General features: G+C 64.7%; 17 protein-coding genes. 9 read left to right on the top strand and 8 right to left on the bottom strand.

The features are described 5' to 3' along the window. The first annotated feature begins 2 nt into the window (after positions 1 to 2). On the top strand, positions 3 to 749 hold the full coding sequence (locus EAH75_RS08020) for a c-type cytochrome (RefSeq protein ID WP_140649748.1): 747 nt from the start codon (positions 3 to 5) through the stop codon (positions 747 to 749). Next, positions 746 to 2,038, top strand: coding sequence for a cytochrome c (locus tag EAH75_RS08015; RefSeq protein ID WP_140649750.1), 1,293 nt, complete (start codon positions 746 to 748; stop codon positions 2,036 to 2,038). The genes EAH75_RS08020 and EAH75_RS08015 overlap by 4 nt, the downstream gene beginning before the upstream one ends. Positions 2,039 to 2,045: 7 nt before the next feature. Here EAH75_RS08015 and EAH75_RS08010 read toward each other — a convergent pair whose 3' ends face one another. Both EAH75_RS08010 and EAH75_RS08005 read right to left on the bottom strand, forming a co-directional pair. Next, positions 2,046 to 2,576, bottom strand: a complete 531-nt coding sequence (locus EAH75_RS08010) for a mismatch-specific DNA-glycosylase (protein ID WP_140649752.1) — start codon at positions 2,574 to 2,576, stop codon at positions 2,046 to 2,048. After that, complete coding sequence (locus EAH75_RS08005) at positions 2,560 to 3,252, bottom strand: ATP-binding protein (RefSeq protein ID WP_140649754.1); 693 nt, start codon at positions 3,250 to 3,252, stop codon at positions 2,560 to 2,562. The genes EAH75_RS08010 and EAH75_RS08005 overlap by 17 nt, the downstream gene beginning before the upstream one ends. A 184-nt stretch (positions 3,253 to 3,436) precedes the next feature. On the opposite strand from EAH75_RS08005, the gene rng reads away from it, so the two are divergent. The 5 genes from rng (at position 3,437) to EAH75_RS07980 (ending at position 13,933) form a co-directional block, all read left to right on the top strand. After that, the gene (gene rng / locus EAH75_RS08000) at positions 3,437 to 4,909 is read left to right on the top strand and encodes a ribonuclease G (RefSeq protein WP_140649756.1); all 1,473 of its coding nucleotides are present in this window, start codon (positions 3,437 to 3,439) and stop codon (positions 4,907 to 4,909) included. A 36-nt stretch (positions 4,910 to 4,945) separates the two neighbouring features. Beyond that, the gene (locus EAH75_RS07995; protein ID WP_140649758.1) at positions 4,946 to 8,902 is read left to right on the top strand and encodes a YhdP family protein; all 3,957 of its coding nucleotides are present in this window, start codon (positions 4,946 to 4,948) and stop codon (positions 8,900 to 8,902) included. Positions 8,903 to 9,129: 227 nt separating this feature from the next. Continuing rightward, positions 9,130 to 10,569: a metalloprotease TldD gene (tldD, locus tag EAH75_RS07990; RefSeq protein WP_140649760.1), complete on the top strand. Its 1,440-nt coding sequence runs from the start codon at positions 9,130 to 9,132 to the stop codon at positions 10,567 to 10,569. A 127-nt stretch (positions 10,570 to 10,696) separates the two neighbouring features. Continuing rightward, positions 10,697 to 12,145, top strand: coding sequence for a cytochrome C (locus EAH75_RS07985; protein WP_240046157.1), 1,449 nt, complete (start codon positions 10,697 to 10,699; stop codon positions 12,143 to 12,145). Positions 12,146 to 12,586: 441 nt separating this feature from the next. After that, positions 12,587 to 13,933, top strand: coding sequence for a carbohydrate porin (locus EAH75_RS07980; protein WP_140649763.1), 1,347 nt, complete (start codon positions 12,587 to 12,589; stop codon positions 13,931 to 13,933). Between the two features lie 390 nt (positions 13,934 to 14,323). Here EAH75_RS07980 and EAH75_RS07975 read toward each other — a convergent pair whose 3' ends face one another. From EAH75_RS07975 to EAH75_RS07960, 4 genes are all read right to left on the bottom strand, one after another. After that, on the bottom strand, positions 14,324 to 15,577 hold the full coding sequence (locus tag EAH75_RS07975; RefSeq protein ID WP_241668906.1) for an ABC transporter permease: 1,254 nt from the start codon (positions 15,575 to 15,577) through the stop codon (positions 14,324 to 14,326). 10 nt (positions 15,578 to 15,587) lie between these two features. Further along, complete coding sequence (locus EAH75_RS07970) at positions 15,588 to 16,913, bottom strand: ABC transporter permease (protein WP_140804935.1); 1,326 nt, start codon at positions 16,911 to 16,913, stop codon at positions 15,588 to 15,590. Between the two features lie 433 nt (positions 16,914 to 17,346). Further along, complete coding sequence (gene yjgA, locus EAH75_RS07965) at positions 17,347 to 17,901, bottom strand: ribosome biogenesis factor YjgA (protein ID WP_140649767.1); 555 nt, start codon at positions 17,899 to 17,901, stop codon at positions 17,347 to 17,349. Positions 17,902 to 17,929: 28 nt separating this feature from the next. After that, positions 17,930 to 18,172 carry a DUF1653 domain-containing protein gene (locus EAH75_RS07960; RefSeq protein ID WP_140649769.1) on the bottom strand — a complete coding sequence of 81 codons (243 nt, stop codon included), beginning with the start codon at positions 18,170 to 18,172 and terminating at the stop codon, positions 17,930 to 17,932. 148 nt (positions 18,173 to 18,320) lie between these two features. Here EAH75_RS07960 and pmbA point away from each other — a divergent pair, with 148 nt between their 5' ends. After that, positions 18,321 to 19,670, top strand: coding sequence for a metalloprotease PmbA (gene pmbA / locus EAH75_RS07955; protein WP_369333822.1), 1,350 nt, complete (start codon positions 18,321 to 18,323; stop codon positions 19,668 to 19,670). Between the two features lie 137 nt (positions 19,671 to 19,807). Then, the gene (locus tag EAH75_RS07950; protein ID WP_140649772.1) at positions 19,808 to 20,206 is read left to right on the top strand and encodes a DUF4870 domain-containing protein; all 399 of its coding nucleotides are present in this window, start codon (positions 19,808 to 19,810) and stop codon (positions 20,204 to 20,206) included. 66 nt (positions 20,207 to 20,272) lie between these two features. Here the strand turns inward: EAH75_RS07950 and EAH75_RS07945 are convergent, their stop codons facing one another. Further along, positions 20,273 to 21,172 (bottom strand): polyprenyl synthetase family protein, encoded by a 900-nt coding sequence (locus tag EAH75_RS07945; RefSeq protein WP_140649773.1) that lies wholly within the window; start codon positions 21,170 to 21,172, stop codon positions 20,273 to 20,275. Next, positions 21,156 to 21,413, bottom strand: a complete 258-nt coding sequence (locus EAH75_RS07940; protein WP_140649774.1) for an exodeoxyribonuclease VII small subunit — start codon at positions 21,411 to 21,413, stop codon at positions 21,156 to 21,158. Before EAH75_RS07940 ends, EAH75_RS07945 begins: the two co-directional genes overlap by 17 nt. Positions 21,414 to 21,442: the final 29 nt, after the last annotated feature.

The raw sequence follows: 21,442 nt of genomic DNA, 5'->3' as shown, positions 1-21,442 counted from the left end.
CGATGACCACGAACGCCAGCCTGTGTCCCGCCAAGCCGTTCGCTGCGGCCCTGTTTGTCGTCGCCATGCTGTTCGGCGCCACCAGCCGCGCCGCCGATGCACCGCCGATTCCCGACACCCTGCAACAGCGCATCGCCGCCTGCACCACTTGCCACGGCGTGCATGGCGAGGGCACGCCGGGCAGTGGCTATTTTCCGCGCCTGGCCGGCAAGCCGGCGGCCTATCTGGCCCGGCAGATGCAGGATTTCCGGAACGGCCTGCGCAAGTACGCACCGATGGAATATACGGTGCGCCAGCTGAGCCCCGTGTACATGCGGGAGATCGCCGAATACTTCGCTGCACAACAGGTGCCTTACAGCCGTTCGCCGTTGCCACCGGTTTCCGCGGCCACGCTGCAGCGTGGCGAGCAACTGGTCAGCAAGGGTGATCCGGCACGCGAGATTCCCGCCTGTGCCAGCTGCCATGGCAGCCAGCTCACCGGGGTGGAGCCGTCGACGCCCGGCCTGATCGGCCTGCCGTACGACTACATCAGCGCCCAGCTGGGCTCGTGGCGCACGCATACCCGCGGCACGGTGGCGCCCGATTGCATGGCAGTGGTGGCCAATCGGCTGAGTGACTCGGACATCTCCGCGGTGGCGGCCTCGCTGGCCAGTCGCCAGTTGCCGGCCGACACGCATGCGCAGGCGGCCGGTTCGGTGACGCCGCCGCTGCGCTGTGGCGTACTGGGCGCCACCGGAGACACGCCATGAGAACGTTGCGCTGGTGGTTGCTGCTGATCGTCGTCTTGGTCGCGTTGCTGGTGGGCTGGATAGTGCTGGGCGGCCGCGGCAGTGCGCCGACATCCCCCGCCGACAGCAAGGTCACGGTCACGACGCTGCGGGACCCGGGCCTGATCGCCAAGGGCGAGTACCTGACCCTCGTCGGCGACTGCGCCGGTTGCCATACCAGCCAGGGTGGCGCGCGCTTCGCTGGCGGGCGCTCGTTGACCACGCCGTTCGGCAACATCCCCGTACCCAACATCACCCCTGATCGCGAAACCGGCCTGGGCGACTGGAGCTTCGAGGACTTCTGGCAGGCACTGCATGCCGGCAAGGGGCGGCATGGCGAGCTGCTGTATCCGGCGTTCTCGTATACCTCCTATACCAAGGTGAATCACGACGACGCGCTGGCCATCTTTGCCTACCTGCAATCGTTGCCGCCGATCCATCAACCCGCCACCGCGCCGTCGCTGGAGTTTCCGTACAGCGTGCGCAAGAGCCTGGCGGCGTGGCGCGCGCTGTATTTCAGGGAGGGAGAGTTCAAGCCCGAGCCGGCGCAGTCGCCGCAGTGGAACCGCGGTGCCTATCTGGTGCAGGGCCTCGGCCACTGCAATGAATGCCACGCGGCGCGCGATTCGCTCGGCGGCACGGCGGGTGACCAGCATCTGACCGGCGGCCAGATTCCGATGCAGAACTGGTATGCGCCGGACCTGAGCACGCAGCAGAACGGCGGGCTGCAAGGCTGGAGCCAGCAGGACATCGTCGACCTGCTGAAAACCGGCCAGTCGGCCAAGGGTGTGGCGTTCGGCCCGATGGCGGGCGTTATTTCGACCAGCACCCAGTACATGACGGACGATGACCTGCATGCAGTCGCCACCTATCTGCACTCACTGCCGCCGCGTGCGCCGACGGTGCTGGACACGCAGCTGTTCAATGCGAAAGCCATCGCGCAGCAGGGCGAGAAGGTCTACACCCGGCATTGCGCGGACTGTCATGGCAAGAACGGTGACGGTGTCGCCGGGGTGTATCCGCCACTGGACGGCAACTCTTCAGTGACCGAGCCCAGCGGCATCAACGCCACCCGCATGATCCTGCTCGGTGGGTTCGCCCCGGTCACCGCGGCGAACCCGCGACCATATTCGATGCCGCCGTTTGCCCAGCAGCTGAGCGACAGCGAGGTGTCGGCGGTGGCCAGCTACATCCGCCGCGCATGGACCAACCACGCGTCGGTGGTGCGGCCGGAAGACGTGAGCCGGTATCGGCATACGCCGATCGACTGAGTCGCAGTCAAGAAGCTGCCGAAGTCTCGCTGACGGAGTGGTACAGCTGGCCCAGCGCCAGCCATGGCCCGGCGGTCCAATGGCCGCGCGCCTGCCCCGACGGCGAAGGCAGCACGAACAGCCGCGTGCCGCCGATGGTTTCATCCTGCAGGCCGTAGACGGTCGCATGACCGAGCGCAGCGCGTGCTGCATTTTTGCTGGTGAACGCGAGCAGGCGTGGTTGGTGGCGTTCGATCTTGGCGATCAGGGCCGGCACGTCGAACGCATCGCGCGGCAGCTCGTTGTCGTTGCCGCTGTGGCGTTTGGCCAGGTCGGTGAGGCCGATGCCGTAGTCGGGCAGTTGCGGGAATTCCGCCGGTGCCAGTTGACGCGGAGTCAGTCCGGCTTCGAACAGTGCACGCCAGAACAGATTGCCGGGATGGGCGTAGTAGGCGCGTTCGGCGGCCGAGCGTTTGCCGGCGGCGGTGCCGCAGAATACCAGCGCGAGTCCGGGCTGCAGCACATCGGGCAGGATGTGGCGGTCAACTTTTCGCGGCATGTTCGTCCAGCAGGAAATCGGTGAACTGGAAACGCCCGTCGCGCAGCACCGATTCGCCGCGCCGCAGCTTGAGCGGTTGGCGAAACAGCGGGCCAGCAAAACTCAGCGTGTGGAATTCGCCGCGCTCGCCGCAGGGATCGACGCCGGCCGGCAGCGTGTCGAGCAGCGCGGCATCGTAGGCGCGGCCACAATACTCGGCGTCGAGCTGCTGGGTGTCGACGCAGCACAGCATCGCGCGATGGCCTTCGCCGACAAAGCGTCGCGATAGCTCGGCCGTGTCCTCGCCCCACAACGGAAACACCGCGCGCCAGTTCTCGCGGCCGAGCTGGCGCACGCGGTAGTCGCGCACGTCTTCCAGAAACAGGTCGCCGAACGCGCAATGGCGAATGCCCGGCCAGCGCATCCGCGCCTCGACCAGTGCCTGCGCATGGGCTTGCTCATACGCCTCGTTGCTGCCGGGCCAGTCCAGCATCACCTCGACCAGCGGCAGCCCGAGCGCGGCGGTCTGCGCCAGCAGCACGTCGCGCTGCACGCCGTGCATGGCTATGCGCTGGTAATTGCGGTTGACCGTGGTGAGCAGGCCGACCACCTGCCATTGCGGGTCGGCCTGCAGGCGCTGCAGCGCCATCAGGCAGTCCTTGCCGCCGCTCCAGGCCAATAGAATCTCGGTGGTCATGCTCCGGCTCCTGTGTCGTCCGCGGCGTTCAAGATACCGCGGGGCGCCATCGAACTGGGCGCGTCCGGGGCTGCAGGGTGCGGGACTTTGTGATCCGGGGCAGGGATTGCGGGTTTTCCAAAATGGTTCATCGACAGGTTGCGCCCGCAGCCGCTATAAAGATGGTCAATCTGGGGAGTATGCGGTGAGTGAAGAAATCCTGATCAACGTGACCCCGCGTGAAACGCGGGTCGGGGTGGTCGAGAACGGCATGTTGCAGGAGGTGCACGTCGAGCGGGCCTCCCGGCGGGGCTATGTCGGCAATGTCTACAAGGGCCGGGTGCAGCGGGTGATGCCGGGCATGCAGGCGGTGTTCGTGGAGATCGGTCTGGAGCGTGCGGCGTTCCTGCACGCCTCCGACATCGTGCGTCCGCCGGCCGTCGAAGGTGCCGAGTCGAACGGCAACGGCCACATCCCCTCGATCAGCGAACTGGTGCACGAAGGCCAGGAGATCGTGGTGCAGGTGGTGAAGGACCCGATCAGCACCAAGGGCGCGCGCCTGTCCGCGCACCTGTCGATCCCTTCGCGCTACCTGGTGCTGCTGCCGTATGCCCGTACGCTGGGCATTTCCGCGCGGATCGAGGACGAAGCCGAACGCCAGCGCCTGAAAGACGTGCTGAACCCACTGATCGGCGACACCCCGCTGGGCTACATCGTGCGCACCAATGCCGAGGGCCAGAGCGCCGAATCGCTGGCGTTCGACGTGGCCTATCTCACCAAGGTATGGCGGGTGGTGCAGGAGAACATCGCCAAGGCGAAGATGGGCGAGCGCGTCTACGAGGAATTGTCGCTGCCACTGCGCAGCCTGCGCGACATGCTCAATGACGACATCGAGAAAGTGCGGGTCGACTCGCGCGACACGTTCGAGAAAGTGACCAAGTTCGTGCACAAGTTCATGCCGCAGCTGGACGACCGTATCGAGCACTACGACGGCGAGCGGCCGATCTTCGACCTGTACGGCGTCGAGGACGAAATGCAGCGTGCACTGAAAAAGGAAGTGCCGCTGAAGTCCGGCGGCTACCTGATAGTCGACCAGACCGAGGCGATGACCACGATCGACGTCAACACCGGCGCCTATCTCGGCTCGCGCAATCTGGAGGAAACCGTCTACCGCACCAACCTGGAGGCGGCGCAGGCGGCGGCGCGTCAGCTGCGGCTGCGCAACCTGGGCGGCATCATCATCATCGACTTCATCGACATGAACGATGAGGAACACAAGCGCCAGGTGCTGCGCATGCTGAACAAGGGGCTGGCGCGCGACCACGCCAAGACCACGGTGTATCCGATGTCGGCGCTGGGGCTGGTCGAGATGACCCGCAAGCGCACCACCGAAAGCCTGGCCCGCCAGCTGTGCGAACCCTGCGCCACCTGCAATGGCCGCGGCGTGCTGAAGACGGCCGAAACGGTGACCTACGAGATCTTTCGCGAGATCACCCGCGCGGTGCGCCAGTTCAACGCGCAGAAGCTGCTGGTGATGGCGAACCCCGCCGTGGTCAACCGGATCCTGGAAGAAGAGTCCAGCGCGGTGGCCGAACTGGAAGAGTTCATCTCCAAAAGCATACGCTTTCAGGCTGAAGAGCATTATTCGCAGGAACAGTTTGATGTCGTGTTGCTGTAAATCCGGTTGCGGTAAATTCGACTGGGACCGCCGCGCGTGAACGCGTTGTGGCAGCGACGGCTGCATCGTTGCGCCCGCGCTTCGGGCTGGATCGCCGGGGTCACGTTGATCCTGCTCGCCGTGCTGGCGGCGTTGTCCCAGTTGCTGTTGCCGCTGCTGGCGCAGCATCCGGCTTGGGTGGCGGCGCAGCTCAGCCAGCGGTTGCAGCGGCCGGTAAGCCTCGCCTCGATCGAGGGGCGCCGCACGGCATCCGGTCCCTTGTTCGTGATGCACGGGGTGACGATCGGCGCGGCGGTCGGCACGAGTGGCACCCCGCTGCGCATTCCCGAGGCCCAGCTGAAGCTCGACTTCGGCGGCTGGCTGCTGCCATCGCGACACCTGCTCAACCTGCACATGCGCGGCCTGCAACTGGATCTGCTGCACGACGCCGGTGGCTGGCACGTCAACGGCATCGGCGTGGCTGGCGGCGCGGGCCGGCAGCCGCTATCGCTGGGGCCGGTATCGCTGGGCCTGTGGCTGGAAGACCTGCGCGTGGTGGTCGTCGATGCCACGCTGGGCAAGCACTACACCTTGTTGTCCAGGCAATTGCGGCTGAGCCGCCAGGGTGACCAGATCCGCTTTGGCGGACTGCTGCAGCGTGAGGGTGTGACCACGGCCGTGCGCACCGCCGGACGTTTCAATCAGGACGGCAGCGCCGGCCAGGTATGGATCGGCATCGACGGCGCCGAGCTGAAGCCGTTGCTCGACGGCATCGATATGGACGGCTATACGGCTGATCACGGCAGCGGCAAGCTGAACGCCTGGCTCGACTGGCGCCACGGCAAGCTGAGTCGCAGCCTGATCCGGCTGGACCTGGACACGCTGGCGGTGACCGCGCCCACCGGCGGCACCGCCAGCGTGGCCGCGCTGCATGGACTGGCCGGCGTGCGCCAGGCCGGCGACGGCTACGACATACGCTGGGCCGGCGACGATGGCAGCGCGCTGGCGCTGATCCTGCACCGGCCCGACAGCCCGCAGGCCAGCATGAATGTAGCAGCGCGCCAGCTGCAACTGGCGCCGCTGCTGCCATGGCTGGCGCTGAAGCCGGCGCTGGCACCGGCGCTGGCGCAGTGGCTGGGCAGTGGGCATCCGCACGGTGAGCTGAGCCGGGTCGCGCTGCGCTGGGATCGTGCCGCCGGGCTGCAGACGGTGGATGTGGCTTTTGCCGACCTGGGCATCGACCCGGTCGGCAAACTGCCGGGTGTGAGCGGCGTGAGTGGCGAGCTGCGCGGCGACGCCGAGGCATTGTCGCTGGAGCTGCCGGCACAGGCCCTCACGCTGCAGTTTCCGCACGCGTTTCGCCAGCCCTTTGTGCTGTCGAAGCTGACCGGCTCGCTGGCGTTCTGGCCCGAGGACGGCGACTGGCACATCGGCGTCGATACGCTGGATTTCGTCGGCACCGGCTACGCCGGCCAGGCGCGCGGCGAAGTGATCCTGCCAGCGCAGGGCGGTGCTCCGTTCATGGACATGTATGCCACGCTGGACCACGCCGACGTGCCCGCAGCCAAGTTGTTCTGGCCGCTCGGCTCGATGTCGCCCGGCACCATCGCGTGGCTGGATCGGGCACTGGTGACGGGCAATCTCGACCAGGCCCAGGTGCTGGTGCGCGGCGACATGGCCGACTGGCCATTCCGCCACAACGAAGGGCGCTTCGAGGCGCGTGCCGTGCTCAGCGGCCTGACCCTCGACTATGGCAAGGACTGGCCGCGTGCCGTGGATATCAACGCGGTGGCCAGCTTCGTCAACAACGGCATGCTGGTCGAAGCCAGCGGTGGCCAGTCGCTCGGTGTGACGGTGGGCAAGGCGGTGGCACTGATTCCGGATTTCGGCGACGGCCTGCTCGACCTCAACGTGCAAGGCAGCGGCAGCGGCAGCAGCCTGATGGAGTTTTCGCGCAAGAGCCCGATCGCCGCGCACGAGGCCGACACCCTGGCCAAACTGAAGCTCGGCGGCAACGGCACCTTCAACTTTCATCTGGCCTTGCCGCTGAAGGATTCGGCGGGCCTGCAGCTGGATGGCACCGCGCAGCTGCAGGACGCCGACCTTGCCGCGCCGGACTGGAACCTCAAGCTCGACAAGCTCAACGGCCCGCTGCGCTTCGATGCGCATGGTCTGCAGGTCGGCCCACTCGACGCCGGCTTTCGCGGCCAGCCGTCACGTTTGCAGATGGCGATTGCAGCGGCCAACAGCGACCCGGCCACCGTGTTGTCGGCGCAGCTGCGGGGCAGTTACCGCATGGCCGAACTGGTGCAGGACTACCCGTCGCTGAACTGGCTGGGCCAGCTCGCCGACGGGCGCAGCGATTTCGATATCGGATTCACGATTGCGCACGTGTCCGGCAGCGACGCACTGGCGCAAACCCTCAGCATCGATTCGCCATTGAGCGGGATCGCGCTGGATCTGCCGGCGCCGCTGAACAAGCCGGCGGCCACCAACCTGCCCTTGCACTTGACGATGAGTCTGCCGGTCGGCGGCAGCGACCTGCATGTGGCGCTGGGCGAGGTGATGCGTGGACGCCTGCGCCTTTCCGACGGGCCGCAGCGACCGCTGGCCGCCACGCTGGCATTCGGCAACCAGATGCCGGACACGCTGCCGGCACGCGACCTGCGCATCCGTGGCCACGCCAGCCAGCTCGATGTCACCGGCTGGGTGCAGCGCGCCGTAGCCGGCAGTGGCGGCGATGGCCCCGGACTGGAAAGCATCGACGTCGGCACCGATCAGGCCGGCTGGTTCGGCCGGCCGATGGGGCCGCTGAACCTGCGTGCCAAACCGCAGCCCGATGTACTGAGCGTGGACGTGGAGGGCGCCGCGATGGCCGGCAACTTCAGCGTGCCGACCGTGGACCTGGACAAGCGCGGCGTCACCGCACGGCTGCAGCGACTGCACTGGCCGAAGGATCCGGCACCGCCTGCCAGCAGTCATCCGGGCAAGGCCGCGGCTGACACTGGTGCCACCGCAGCCGTCCCGGCCGTCGATCCCGCCAATACCGGCATCAATCCGGCGGCGCTGCCGCCGTTCCATCTGTGGGTGGGCGACTTGCGCCTGGGCGATGCCAGGCTCGGCGATGCGCGCCTGGAAACCTGGCCCACCGCAAACGGCCTGCACATCGAGCAGTTGCGCGCGCTGTCCAGTCGCGTGCAGATCAATGCCAGCGGCGACTGGAACGGCAGCGCCAGCAACAGCCGCACCCACATGAAGATCAGTTTCGCCGCCGAGGATCTCGGCGCGATGATGGGGGCGTTCGGCTTCGACGGACTGGTCAACGGCGGCAAGACGCATGACCAGCTCGATGCCAGCTGGCCCGGCGGGCCCAGCGCGCTGTCGCTGGCCACCATGGACGGCACCCTCAGCATCCACGTCAGCGACGGCCGCATCCCCGAGGCGACCTCGCCCGGTGTCGGGCGGCTGCTCGGGCTGGTCTCGCTGGCCGAACTGCCGCGTCGGCTCACCCTGGATTTCGGCGACGTGTTCGGCAAGGGGCTGGCGTTCGATTCGATCGCCGGCGACTTCCATCTGGCCGATGGCAATGCCACCACCGACAACCTGCTGATTGCCGGCTCCTCGGCCAACATCAGCATCACCGGGCGCACCGGCCTGCGCGCCCACGATTACGACCAGGAGATGCGGGTGGTGCCGCACGTCGGCAACAGCCTGCCGTTGGTAGGCGCGGTGGTCGGCGGCCCGATCGGCGCCGCGGCCGGCTTCGCGGTGCAGGGCCTGCTCGGTCGGGGCCTGAACAAGGCCGCCAGTGCGCGCTACCGGGTAACCGGGACCTGGGACAAGCCGGTGATGACTCTGGTCGAGAAACACGACGTCACCGTCGCGCCACTGCTCGACCGCTCCGTCGGCCTGCCGGCCGCTGCCGGCAGTGCCGCGTTGCCGCCGGCTGGCCTGCTGCCCGCACCTTCCGCCAGCGCAAGCCCGCCGGCGCCGGCCAGCTCGGCCCGGCAGTAGCGGTGCTGCGGTTCACCGGTGTCCGGTTGCCGAAACCGAAACGGCTGCCGCCTGGCGGCAACGTCGTCATCTGATCGCCGACCACGCCGCCGCGTGCCGGAACCTTCTGCGTTCACTTCATCGCGATGCCGTGCGGGTAGCCCGGCGCGCCGTATCTGCGCTTTAAAGCCGGCAGCGGCAACCCCATGTGGGATAGTTCCAGAACGACCGCAGACCCACGAAGGCCCATGGATTCCCTGATCGCGCTAGCCGAAAGCAAATTGTTGTCCCCCGGCGGCATCGCCACTGGCGACCTCGACCGTGTATTCACCCAGCTGATGGGACCGTCGATCGACGCCGCCGACCTGTACTTCCAGCATTCGCGCAGCGAGTCGTGGTTGCTGGAAGAAGGCATCGTCAAGGACGGCAGCCATTCGATCGAGCAGGGTGTGGGCGTGCGTGCGATCAGTGGCGAGAAGACCGGCTTCGCCTATTCCGACGAGATCGTGCTGCCGCAGTTGCTGGAAGCCTCGAAAGCCGCCCGCGCGATAGCGCACGATGGCAACGGTGCCGGTAAGCCGCTGGCCCTGAACGGTGCGCGCCAGCTGTATCCGGCGATCGACCCGGTCGAGAGCCTGCCCAACCCCGACAAGATCGCGCTGCTGCGCGAGGTCGATGCATACGCACGCTCGCGCGATCCGCGCGTCAAGCAGGTCATCGTCAGCCTCGCCGCCACCATCGACACCATCCTCATCGCCGCCTCCGACGGCACGCTCGCCGCCGACGTGCGCCCACTGGTTCGGCTCAGCGTGCAGGTGATCGCCGAACAGAACGGCCGGCGCGAGCAGGGTAACTCCGGTGGCGGTGGCCGTTACGGCTATCGCGAACTGATGGAAAACGGCCGCGCGCTGGCGTTCGCCGACGAAGCGGTGCGTCAGGCCTTGGTGAATCTGGATGCGGTCGACGCACCGGCCGGCAACATGACCGTGGTGCTCGGCCCCGGCTGGCCCGGCGTGCTGCTGCACGAGGCGATCGGCCACGGCCTCGAAGGCGACTTCAACCGCAAGGGCAGCTCCGCATTTTCCGGCCGCATCGGCCAGCGCGTGGCCGCGAAGGGCGTCACCATTGTCGACGATGGCACCTTGGTCGGTCGCCGCGGTTCGCTCAGCATCGATGACGAAGGCACCCCGACCGAATGCACCACCCTGATCGAGGATGGCATTCTGAAAGGCTATATGCAGGACAAGCTCAACGCGCGTCTGATGGGCATGGCGCCGACCGGCAACGGCCGCCGCGAATCGTTCACCAGCCTGCCGATGCCGCGCATGACCAACACCTACATGCTGGCCGGCTCGCACGATCCGGCCGAGATCATCCGCTCGGTCAAGAAGGGTCTGTACGCGCCGAACTTCGGTGGCGGCCAGGTCGACATCACCAACGGCAAGTTCACCTTCTCCGCCAGCGAGGCGTATCTGATCGAGGATGGCAAGATCACGCGTCCGGTGAAGGGTGCCACGTTGATCGGCTCAGGCCCGGACGTGCTCAATCGCGTGTCGATGATCGGCAACGATCTGGCGCTGGATGAAGGTGTGGGCGTGTGCGGCAAGGATGGGCAGAGCGTGCCCGTTGGGGTGGGTCAGCCGACGTTGAAGATTGATTCGATGACGGTGGGTGGCACTGCGTCGTAAGACGCCGGCGGTTCAGGCGCCGTCGGTTTGCATCGAAAAGATTCGAAAGTATTTGCGGATCAGTGGCTGACCGGCATGTAGACGTCCAGAAGAGCAGGGCGACGCCGGCTGCTTGATCGAAATCAATATGCAGTGCACCCATCGGCTCAGGCTGGCCACATTCCTGGCAACCATGGAGCGCACGCACATGATCGGTTACGGCAAGAGCCCTGTTGCGGTCCGTTTCACCTTCAAGCGTCTGCTACAGCGGTGGCTGCTACTGATGCTGGTGCCCTTGCTGGGCGCCATGCCTACGCTGGCACTGGCAGTGCCCTCGTATGCACGGCAAACCCAGCTCGCCTGCGTGGCATGTCACGTCGGTGCCTTCGGCCCGGAGCTCACCACGTTCGGGCGACAGTTCAAGCTGATGGGCTACACCATGAAGGTCGGCGACGCGAAGGAGTTGCCGCTGTCGGCGATGCTGGTGGAGTCGTTCACGCATACGCAGAAAGCCCAGACCGATGTTCCCGCCAAGGGCTTCGGCACCAACGACAACACCGAACTGCAGCAGGCCTCGGTGTTCCTAGCCGGGCGGCTGAGCGAGCACATCGGCGTCTTCGCCCAGGCCACCTATTCCGAAAACGGCGGGCTGCTTGGCTGGGACAACGTGGATCTGCGTTACGCGCGCATGTTCAGCCGCGGCAGCCACACCGGCATCTGGGGCATCACCGTCAACAACAACCCCACCGTCAGCGATGTGTTCAACACCGCGCCGGCGTGGATGTACCCGTACATGTCGGCGGACCTGGCGCCCGGTGCTCCGGCCCAGCCGATGCTGTTCGGTGGCCTGGGTGGTCAGGTGATCGGCGCCAGTGCCTACGTGCAACTGGACGGCGCCTGGTACCTGGAGGCCGGTGGCTATCGCTCGCTGTCGCCGGCATTCCTGCGCCGCGTCAATGCGGACTACAACGGTCGCCTGAGCGGGATCACGCCATACGCGCGCGCGGCCTACACCTGGAACTTGCCCAAGGGCGACTTCACCGTCGGTGGCTTCGTGCTGAGCATGCGCCGCGGCCTGGCCGGCACCAACCTCGCCGGCGATGCGGTACCCGTGGCCGGGCCAACGGACCGCTTCCGCGATGTCGGGCTGGACTCCAGCTACCAGTACGTCAATGCCGACCACAGCTTCACCGCGGGAGCGCTGTACGTGCGCGAGCAGCAACGCCTGGACGCCACCTACGCCGACGGCGGCGCCGATCATCTGCACAACAGCCTGCAGGCGTTCAACCTCAAGGGCAGTTACTGGTATCGCCAGACCTATGGCGTGACCCTGGCGTCGTTCATCGATAACGGCAGCAACGATGTCACCCTGTATGGCAACAACGGCTCGCCGGATACCCGTGGTGAATCCATCGAGCTCAACTACGCCCCGTTCGGTCAGCCCACTTCGTGGCGGCAGCCCTGGGCCAATATGCGGCTGGGCTTGCAGTACACGTACTTCACGCGCTTCAGCGGGCTGGTGCACAACATCGACGGGGCAGGGCGCAACGCCAGCGCCAACAACACGCTCTACTTCTATGTGTGGCTGGCGATCTGAGCACGACCCGCTGTCGATGAAAAATAACTGGACGTTGATGTAGCGAGAGTGGACGTCCATGAAAATTTACCGGACGTCTATGTAGTCGTCATGGACGTCCATGAAAAATTACTCGACAGCGGTTTTGGCCTGCGGGTGATGGCGTTCTTCCGGAGCGCGCAGTCGACGGTCGAAATGTCGACTTCCCGTAATCTTGATCCGCGCATAACCAGAGGTCTCCGGGCAAACTGGCCCCGAGGAGACCTGCGATGCGCGAGAGCAAGTTCACCGCTAACCCCGACTCGGCTTACCGCAGGATGTCGCACCTGCCCCCTTCAGCGCGCGATGACTCAAACCCTGCAGCTCCGCCACCGGATGACATATCCCCTGATATGCTTGCTTGCATACAGTCTTGACGGTTTCAGACAACTCGACTCGACCCTCCGCTGAAAACATCATTCCATGGGATCCTCGTTGTCGTGTGGTATCGGTTCGCCAAGTCCGGTCCGGCTCGATCATGGCCGGTCAGGCCTTGAACGGTGCCTCAAGGCGGCATTGCGTAGCGTCGCGGCTGGCGCAGCCTTCTTCTGCAGTCATGCATGGTCCAATGGTTTCAACGAGCAAAAGGCCAATCTCATTCGAGAAGGTGTAACTCCCACCTTGCTCTACGATGGAAGCGTTGCTGCAGATACTGCAGGAGGTACACGGACAGGCACCGCATACGTCGGCAATCTTCGGTTGCAGCTTGTTTTGGATGGCAAGCAACTGTTCCGAGCGCCCGGTTGGACAGGCTTTTTCCAGGTACTGTCGATACACGGCGGTCAGCCGAGTAACTTCATTGGGGACGCTCAGGGCGTAAATAGCTACTCAGCGAAGTCGTCGTTACGACTGTATGAAGCGTGGGGTCAATACAGTTCACCAAACGGACGATGGTCGTTTCTGGCCGGTCGATACGATCTCAGTTCGGAGTTCTATCGCCTCGCGTCCAGCGGCGTCTTTTTGAACAGTTCTTTCGGCACCGGGCCCGAGTTTTCGCAGAGCGGCATCGGCGGCCCATCCATCTTTCCCGATACCTCCATCGGAGCCAGGGTCACATACAAGCCTACGCCGAGCATTCTGATCCGCACGGCGATCATGGACGGCGCACCGGTCAATCGAACCGATGACGAGACACGATTTCCTGGACAAGATAAGGGACTGCTGCTTGTATCCGAAATCGCTTTCCTGACTCGCTCAGAGTCAGAGGATGCGCGTGGTATCGCCAAGTATCGAGTGGGTCGAGGCGCGAACTTTCCGGCCTACGAAGACAAGGTCGCACTGGGGGCCTGGCACTACACTGGCACTTTTCGCGATCTCAATCTCGTTGGCACCAACGGGACTCCCATTCAGCACGAAGGTAGCAGTGGCGCTTATGTGCTGGTGGACCGAACGCTATTCAGGGCAGCCGCGAATCCCGGGTCACGGGTATCCGGCTTCCTGCAATACGGCATCGGCGATGGACGCGTCAATCGGATCGGCTCGTACATGGCCGCCGGCCTTGTCACCTCTGGATTATTTTCGAACAGACCGGACGATGAGTTTGGTATTGCCATCAACTCTGCACGGAACGGATCGCGCTACATAAACTCTCAAGTCGCGATGATGGTCCCAGTGACACGTACCGAAACTGCCATTGAGGCCACATATCTTGCGCAAGTGAATTCGTGGTTGGCGGTGCAGCCCGATATCCAGTACGTGGTTCATCCGGGCACGACCGCGGCAAGGGCAAATGCGACCGTTCTCCAGATACATTTTCAACTGATGCTGTAGCGGTGCCACATAATTTCGACGCCTCTCGTCATGCGGGTAGTCATTTCTGTTTGATTGCGCGCCCATGCCGAATGTCCACTCTGGGTGGCGGCCTCCGCCTGTCGCAGCTTGCATAGCCGTCATCGAGCCTGCAAGGGCTGACAACGGCCAACAACGACCGGTCGGCTATCTCAAATGCATGCCACGAGGCGGCCGTTCAAAATCGCTGAGCATCGCCGGAAGTTCGTTGGGCTGGCGGCATTGCCGCATCACCCGATCATGCTCTTCAATCACGGCCAGCACGCTGTTAGTGGAGTCCTCGCTAAAAAGGATAGATCCCATCCGCTATCGACCGGATAAAATTGCAGTCAACAGCAGACATATCCAAATCAACGCAATCGCTATCGCCGTTCACTCTGTGCGAATCGCGACCACGGGCGGCACCTTGGCGGCATATCGTGCCGGTCCCCATACGGCCAGTTGACCGAGCAGCCACAGCAGCAGCGCACCCAGCAGTGGCACGTAGAGCGGCATGTGGGGCAACGGGAAGAAGACTTTCATCAGGCCGAGATTCACCAGGATCGCAAGCAAGATCCCGAGTGTAATGCCGCCGCTGACGATCAGGAAATTCTCGGCATGAAAGTAGCGCAGGATGTCGCCGGTAGTGGCGCCGAGCGAACGTCGGATGCCGATCTGTCTGCGTCGCTGGCTGACCCAGAAACTGCTCAAACCCACGATGCCGCCTGCCGTCGCCAACAGCAGCAATCCGCTGATGATGCCCATCAGCATGGCCAGGCTATGGTCGGTGGCATAAGCGCGCTCACGGGCTTGAACCATGGTCACGACGCCAGTTTTGGGGTCGATGATGCGCAGGTCGCCACGCGCTTGCAGCGTCTTCAGTGCGGCAGCGATCACCGGCTTCATGTCGGTGGCGTCGGCACGCAGCAGATACCAGACGCCGTCGGGGTCGACGTAGTGCGCGGGGACCAGCACGCTATCGCCATCGGAGGATCGGGTTATGTTGATGGGCCCCTGCAGGTTGGCGAGAATACCCATGATGCGGGTAGGCCCGCCCGGGAAGTAAACCGTCTTGCTCAGGGCTGATTCACCGGGGAACAGCTTGTCGGCCAGGCTGCGCGTGATGATGATGCCGGGCGGGGAGATCTTGTCGTTGGGGCCGAAGGTGGTGATTTCATCCGGTCGAAAATTGCGTCCCGCCACCAGCGATGTGCCCAGCGTATTGATCGTGTGCTCGTCGGCCGCATAGATCATGGCGAAAGGCCCGCGTGCCTTCTGGTCCGGCTTGAGCTTCGGCCTTACGGATATGTAGCTGCCATCGCCTGCCAGTGGATACCCGTAACTGGAAAATGCATCCTGCACGCCCGGCACGCGCCGCAGGGTATCGAGATCAGTACGGATGTTCGCGTCGATCTGGGTGGCATTCTGACCGATCGTCCAGCCGTTGCGGATAACGAAAATATGGGCTTCGTCCGTCCCGGTGGGGCGAGACAGGTGGACGATGCGCATCGCCACGATAAAGAGTGCGTTGGATGCCACTGCCAGCGTCAGCGCCACCTGCAGGACGATGAGCAGGGTGGCCACCTTGTGTCGGCCCAGTGCAGCGACGATCGGGCGCAACTGCATGAATGTCCTGGTGAGTGCCATGACCGAAACCTCAATTGATCTTGATTTGCCAGGCGGGCTGGGTTTGCGCTGCTCGCCATGTGGGATACAGGGCGGAAACCACCGTGGCAGCCACCGCCAGCAGCACGGTCAGTGCGATCAGTGAGGCATCGGCATGCACCAGGCGTGCAATCTTTGGCTCGAAAAGTCCTCCCGCGCCCCACAGGCTAAGCAGTGTCAGTGCCACACCGACCAGGCCACCGGCGAAGCCCATGGTGGCCCCTTCTATCAGGAACTGCCGGTAGATGGCTGCTCGCGATGCCCCAAGTGCGCGGCGAATGCCGATCTCCGGTGCTCGCCGCATGAACCGGGCCAGCATGAGCCCGACGACGTTGACCAGGACAATCAGCAGAAAGCTGGCAGAGACCAGCATGGACAAGTTCGATGCCCGGGGAGTGACCTCCAGGTACGCCATCCAATCCATCAGATTGCGCAGGCGAACGTTGGGCGCCCATGAGAAACGTCCTAGGTGCTGCTGTTGCCCGGCATAGTTGCGCAGGAACTCGCGGTAGCGAGTCACGTCGGCAGGCGTTGCAAGCTCAACCCAGGCGTCGACCCAAGCGCATTCACTGGTCAGGCGGGCATCCCAGCGGGAGGTATCGTAAACCCCCGACTCCGTAGGGCAGCCGTTATAGGTTGTGCTGTCCTTCCGCATGGCGATCCCGCGGGTGAACGGGATATAGATATCCCCCGCGTCATCGAACCCAGTGTTGTCAGAAGTGCCGAGATCAAAGAAGCGTGGCTTGGGGTTCCAGTCCTCCAGCACACCGGCGATCCTGAAGATATGGCCATCCAGACGAATTGTCTGGCCGACACTGTTTTGTTCGCCAAACAGCTTGTCGTTCAAGCGCCGACTGATGACCACCACGGTGGCGCGCTGCACATCATCATTCGCGGTCCATCCGCTACCAAAGCGAAAAGGCACATCGAACATGGCGAAGAAATCGGCGGTGACCGCATCGCCATTCATCGACATGGCGGGAGTCAATCCATCATCCGAATCCACCTGCCATGCTGCGGGATAGAGCACCGTTTGCCGGCTGGCTTTGTGTGCTTTCCACAGCGCCATCGCATCGGTGTAACTCAGCGTAGGAGGTGGTTCGTTCTGCCAGATGTGGGACGGACCAAAGTTGTCGACCTGCGGCACGTAAAGCCGGGAAGACTTGGCGGGGAGTGGGTCGCTCGTGGTCGCACGGAACACGGCATAGGACACCATGCACGCCGACACCCCGAAACCCAGCAGCACGATCACCAGCGCGGTCAAAGCCTTGCTTCGCGCGCTGCTTCGCAACGCCAGCGCAACGTAATATCCCCACATAAGTTCCCCTGTGACGTCATCCGACAGTTGGCAGATACCTGGTCTGTCGATCCAGAGAATATCGGATGGTCAAGATCATTGCGTCGCTGTTGTTCCATGTCCGAGTTGGGTGGCGCCCTCAATCGGTCAATTCAATCCTGCAGGTCCAGCGGTTCCGATGACCCACCGGCTGCTGCCATGGGTCGAAAGCAGACACTTCAGATCCTGTCGCTGGTCTTTCCAGGCGATTGATGCAGCAGGCCATGCCGCTATCTTGGGGAGCGCGGGTCGGTGCTATCGCACTCGCCATAGCCCCGGTAAATCGGAGCGAAGAGCTTTCGGCTGCCGAAGGAGGACGAAAGCTCTTCGCTCAAACGCTTTTGTGGCTCAAGCGAAACAACAAGCAACGGCATCGCGACTGAAGTCGCTCCCACAAGCGCGTGTCGCGGATCACTCAGCCCTCGGCCGAATCGTCCGCCTTGGCCAGATCCTTCAACAACTGAAAAATCTCCCGATACGCTCTCGGCGGTTTGTTCGGGACTTCCTTCTCGATGCGCGCCTGCCGCACCAGCGACCGCAGATGCTGACGATCGACCTGCGGATGCTCGGCGATCAATTCGGACAACGCGCCCTCGTCCTCGGCGATCAAGCGATCGCGCATTGCTTCGAGGCGATGCATTGCGGCGTTTTCCTGACGCTGCTTCTCGCGGTTCTCGCCGAGTTCGGCACGCACAGCGGCGAAGTCATCGTCACCGTAGCGACGCATGACCTTGGCGAGGAAGGCGAGTTGGCGTTTCTTCGCGCCGTGAGAAGGGGTGCGACGGGTGACGTCGATTTCGTGGCGCACGTCGTCCGGCAGCGCAAGCTTGGCCAGCCGGCTCGGTTGCAGGTCGACCAGCTGTTGCGCCAGTACCAGCACGGCGAGTGCCTCGCGGCGCTGCTGGGTGCGGCTGGGACCGTAATCCTCTTCGTCGAGTTCGTGCTGATTGCGGCTGCGGCTCGGGCTCACGGTTTCAATTCCAATAAGGGGATGTGGATCAGCTGTGCGTGTCGTCGTCGCTGGTTGCTTCGGCCTGCTCCAGAGCGAAGCGGGCGATCGGTTCGCCATCAAGCTCGATGGTTTCGCAGAACATCGCGGCGGGGCGCACCCACAGCCCATGTTCACCGTAGAGCGCTTGGTAGACCACCAGCGGCTCCAGCGTTTCGCTGTGATGTGCGGTGCCCAGCACGCGGTAGCGCTGACCCTTGTAGTGACGATAGATGCCGGCGGTGGGTTGCATGGGCGTTCTCCGCAGCTCTTTTCATTTCGTCGCCGCGACCCCATTTCGGAGAACCAGCGGTCGCGAACCGCTTATTCTACCCGTTCTGTACGTCAAACCCCCAGGAAAGCCCAACGTGAGCGAAGTTGCCATCAGCCAGAACCGCGGCATGCCGGATCGTAGCGAGCAGGAACTCGACCGACTGGCGGAGCTGGCCGAGGATGTGATCCGTCGCGCCCGCGCCGCCGGTGCCAGCCAGGCCGAGGTGGCCGCCAGCATCGACACCGGGCTCAGCGTGAACGTGCGCCTGGGCGAGGTGGAGACGGTCGAGCACACGCGCGACCGCGGTTTCGGGCTCACCGTGTATTTCGGCCAGCGCAAGGGCTCGGCCAGCACCGCCGACCTGCACCCGGATTCGATCCAGGCCACGCTGGACCAGGCCTGCGCGATCGCGCGATTTACCGAGGCCGATCCGGCGGCGGGCCTGGCCGATGCGGCGCGCATGGCCACGTCGTTTCCCGACCTCGACCTGTGGCATCCGTGGGATATCGACACCACCCGCGCGATCGAGCTGGGCATCGAGATCGAGGACGCCGGGCGCGCGCATGCGGGCATCAGCAATTCCGACGGCGCCAGCGTGCAGGCCGGGCGGGGGCTGTCGGTGTATGCGAACTCGCACGGCTTCATCGGGCGCGAGCGCGGCACGCGCCATTCGTTGTCGCTGGCGCTGATCGCTGGCGACGAAGACGGCATGCAGCGCGATTACTGGTACGACAGCGTGCGTGCCGCGGGCGATTTCATGAGCGCGAAGGCGCTCGGCGACAAGGCTGCCGAGCGCACGCTGGCGCGGATGGGCGCACGCAGCCTGTCGACGCGGCAATGCCCGGTGCTGTTCGTGCCGGAGCTGGCGCGCGGGCTGATCGGTCATCTGCTCGGTGCGGTGAGTGGCGGTGCACTGTATCGCCAGGCCAGCTTCCTGCTCGATCACATCGGCAAGCCGGTGATGCCGCCGTGGCTCAACATCAACGAACGTCCGCATCTGGCACGTGGCCAGGGCTCGGGCAACTTCGATGCCGAAGGCGTGGCTACGCGCGACAGCGCCCTGATCGAGGGCGGCGTGCTGGCGCGCTACGTGCTGGGCAGCTATTCGGCGCGCAAGCTGGGGCTGGAATCCACCGGCAACGCCGGCGGCATCCACAATCTGATCGTGGAGCCGGGCAGCGCCGGGCACGCGCTGGACGACTTCAACGGCCTGCTGAAACGCATGGGCACCGGCCTGCTGGTGACCGAGGTGATGGGGCAGGGCGTGTCCACTATCACCGGCGATTATTCGCGCGGTGCGGCCGGGTTCTGGGTCGAGAACGGTCAGATCGCCTACCCGGTGGAAGGCATCACCATCGCGGCCAACCTGCGCGACATGTTTGCCGGCATTGTGGCGGTGGGTACCGATGTGGACACGCGCTCGCACATCCTGTGCGGCTCGATCCTGCTGGAGCGGCTGACGGTGGCAGGCGAGTAGCCGGCGCAAGTTTTCACCCCTGTCGCAAGTTCACTCGGCAAAGCCGCTCAAGGCTTGCTAGCATCCACCCACCGGTCATGGGCCGGCCGTCCATCGGCGATCTGTCGACGCAAGTTTTTGACTTCAAGGAGATGCGCATGAGCGTTCCACCCGAGTCCGTCATTCCGCCCCCGCCGAGCGAGCCGCTGGTCGGGGCCCCTTCCGCCGAAGAGCGCCAGTGGGCGATGTTTGCGCATCTGTCGGCACTGGCCGGCGTGATCATTCCGCTGGGCAGCATCATCGGGCCGCTGGTGATCTGGCTGATCAAGAAAGACACCATGCCGTTCGTCAACGACCAGGGCAGGGAAGCGCTGAACTTCAACATCACCGTGGCCATCGCCGCGATCATCTGCTGGATTCTGATCTTCGTGCTGATCGGGTTCGTGCTGTTGGCGGCGCTGGCGATTGCGTGGCTGGTGTTCGTGATCATCGGCACGATCAAGGCCAATGAGGGTACTGCCTACCGCTATCCGTTCACGCTGCGACTGGTCAGCTGAGTCTGGCGCGATGTGTCAACAAACAAGGGCGGCGCAAGCCGCCCTTTTTCGTGGCCTGCGATCCACTCAATACTTGCGATGGGCGGCGTAGTACGCCAGCTCGCGCAGCAGCTCGGTGCGTTCGCCCAGCGGCGCGACGGCTGCAAGAGCGCTGTCGGTCAGTTCCACCAGCCGTGCGCGCGAGGCGTCGAGGCCGATGATCGAGGGAAAGGTGGGCTTGTCGGCGGCAGCGTCCTTGCCGGCGGTCTTGCCGATCACCACCGATTCGCCTTCCACGTCGAGGATGTCGTCACGCACCTGGAACGCCAGGCCGACGGCGTGGGCGTAACTGTCCAGCGCCTGCAGTGTGGCGGTGTCGGCACCAGCGGCGAGGGCGCCCAGTTGCACCGATGCGCGGATCAGCGCGCCGGTCTTGCACGCGTGCATGTGTTCCAGTTCGGCCAGCGTGAGCAGGTGGCCGACCGCGGCCAGGTCGAGTGCCTGGCCACCGGCCATGCCCTCGGCACCGCAGGCGCGGCCGAGGGCGCGCAGCATGGTCATGCTGGTAGCCGGATCCGTGCGACACACCAGGTCGTCGGCCAGGATCTCGAACGCCAGCGCCTGCAGCGCATCGCCGGCGAGGATCGCCATCGCCTCGCCGAACACGATGTGGCAGGTCGGTCGGCCGCGGCGCAGTGCGTCGTCGTCCATCGCAGGCAGGTCGTCGTGCACCAGCGAATAAGCGTGGATCAGTTCCACCGCACAGGCTGCCGTGTCCAGCTGCGGGCCATCCTCGCCGAGGGCGTGCGCGGCGGCATAGACCAGCAGCGGGCGCAGCCGCTTGCCACCGCCGAGCACGGCGTAGCGCATCGCGCGGTGCAGTTCGGCGGGGGAGTGTTCGGCCGGCGGCAGGCTGCGATCGAGTGCCTGCTCGGCACGGCGGATCAATGCCTGCAATACGGGGCCGAGCTCAGAGTTCGGGTTCAAACGGTTGGGCGCTGTCGGGGGCATCGGGATCAAGCAGCAGGCGCACGCGCAGTTCGGCCTGCTCCAGCGACTGCTGGCAATGACGAAACAGGCCGATGCCGCGCTCGAACGAGGCCAGTGATTCGTCGAGGCTCAGCTCGCCACCTTCCATCTTTGCGACCAGTTGTTCCAGTTCGTCGAGGGAGTGTTCGAAGTCGACGATGGGCGGGGTCTTGCTGGTAGCGGGAGCGGTCTTGGCCATGGCCCGCAACGCTAACGCAGCGGCCGCCG

The organism is Rhodanobacter glycinis (assembly GCF_006438785.1).
GTDB lineage: Bacteria > Pseudomonadota > Gammaproteobacteria > Xanthomonadales > Rhodanobacteraceae > Rhodanobacter > Rhodanobacter glycinis_A.
Note: the sequence above shows the minus strand (reverse complement) of the source record. Positions and strands in the feature narration are given on the sequence as shown.

What these genes read in the sequence shown, in the direction of transcription:
- EAH75_RS08020 (WP_140649748.1), top strand. Translation starts at nt 3, where the DNA reads ATGACCACGAACGCCAGCCTGTGTCCCGCCAAGCCGTTCGCTGCGGCC.
- EAH75_RS08015 (WP_140649750.1), top strand. Translation starts at nt 746, where the DNA reads ATGAGAACGTTGCGCTGGTGGTTGCTGCTGATCGTCGTCTTGGTCGCG.
- EAH75_RS08010 (WP_140649752.1), bottom strand. Translation starts at nt 2,576, where the DNA reads ATGCCGCGAAAAGTTGACCGCCACATCCTGCCCGATGTGCTGCAGCCC.
- EAH75_RS08005 (WP_140649754.1), bottom strand. Translation starts at nt 3,252, where the DNA reads ATGACCACCGAGATTCTATTGGCCTGGAGCGGCGGCAAGGACTGCCTG.
- tldD (WP_140649760.1), top strand. Translation starts at nt 9,130, where the DNA reads ATGGATTCCCTGATCGCGCTAGCCGAAAGCAAATTGTTGTCCCCCGGC.
- EAH75_RS07985 (WP_240046157.1), top strand. Translation starts at nt 10,697, where the DNA reads ATGCAGTGCACCCATCGGCTCAGGCTGGCCACATTCCTGGCAACCATG.
- EAH75_RS07980 (WP_140649763.1), top strand. Translation starts at nt 12,587, where the DNA reads ATGGGATCCTCGTTGTCGTGTGGTATCGGTTCGCCAAGTCCGGTCCGG.
- EAH75_RS07975 (WP_241668906.1), bottom strand. Translation starts at nt 15,577, where the DNA reads ATGGCACTCACCAGGACATTCATGCAGTTGCGCCCGATCGTCGCTGCA.
- EAH75_RS07970 (WP_140804935.1), bottom strand. Translation starts at nt 16,913, where the DNA reads ATGTGGGGATATTACGTTGCGCTGGCGTTGCGAAGCAGCGCGCGAAGC.
- EAH75_RS07960 (WP_140649769.1), bottom strand. Translation starts at nt 18,172, where the DNA reads ATGCAACCCACCGCCGGCATCTATCGTCACTACAAGGGTCAGCGCTAC.
- pmbA (WP_369333822.1), top strand. Translation starts at nt 18,321, where the DNA reads ATGCCGGATCGTAGCGAGCAGGAACTCGACCGACTGGCGGAGCTGGCC.
- EAH75_RS07950 (WP_140649772.1), top strand. Translation starts at nt 19,808, where the DNA reads ATGAGCGTTCCACCCGAGTCCGTCATTCCGCCCCCGCCGAGCGAGCCG.
- EAH75_RS07940 (WP_140649774.1), bottom strand. Translation starts at nt 21,413, where the DNA reads ATGGCCAAGACCGCTCCCGCTACCAGCAAGACCCCGCCCATCGTCGAC.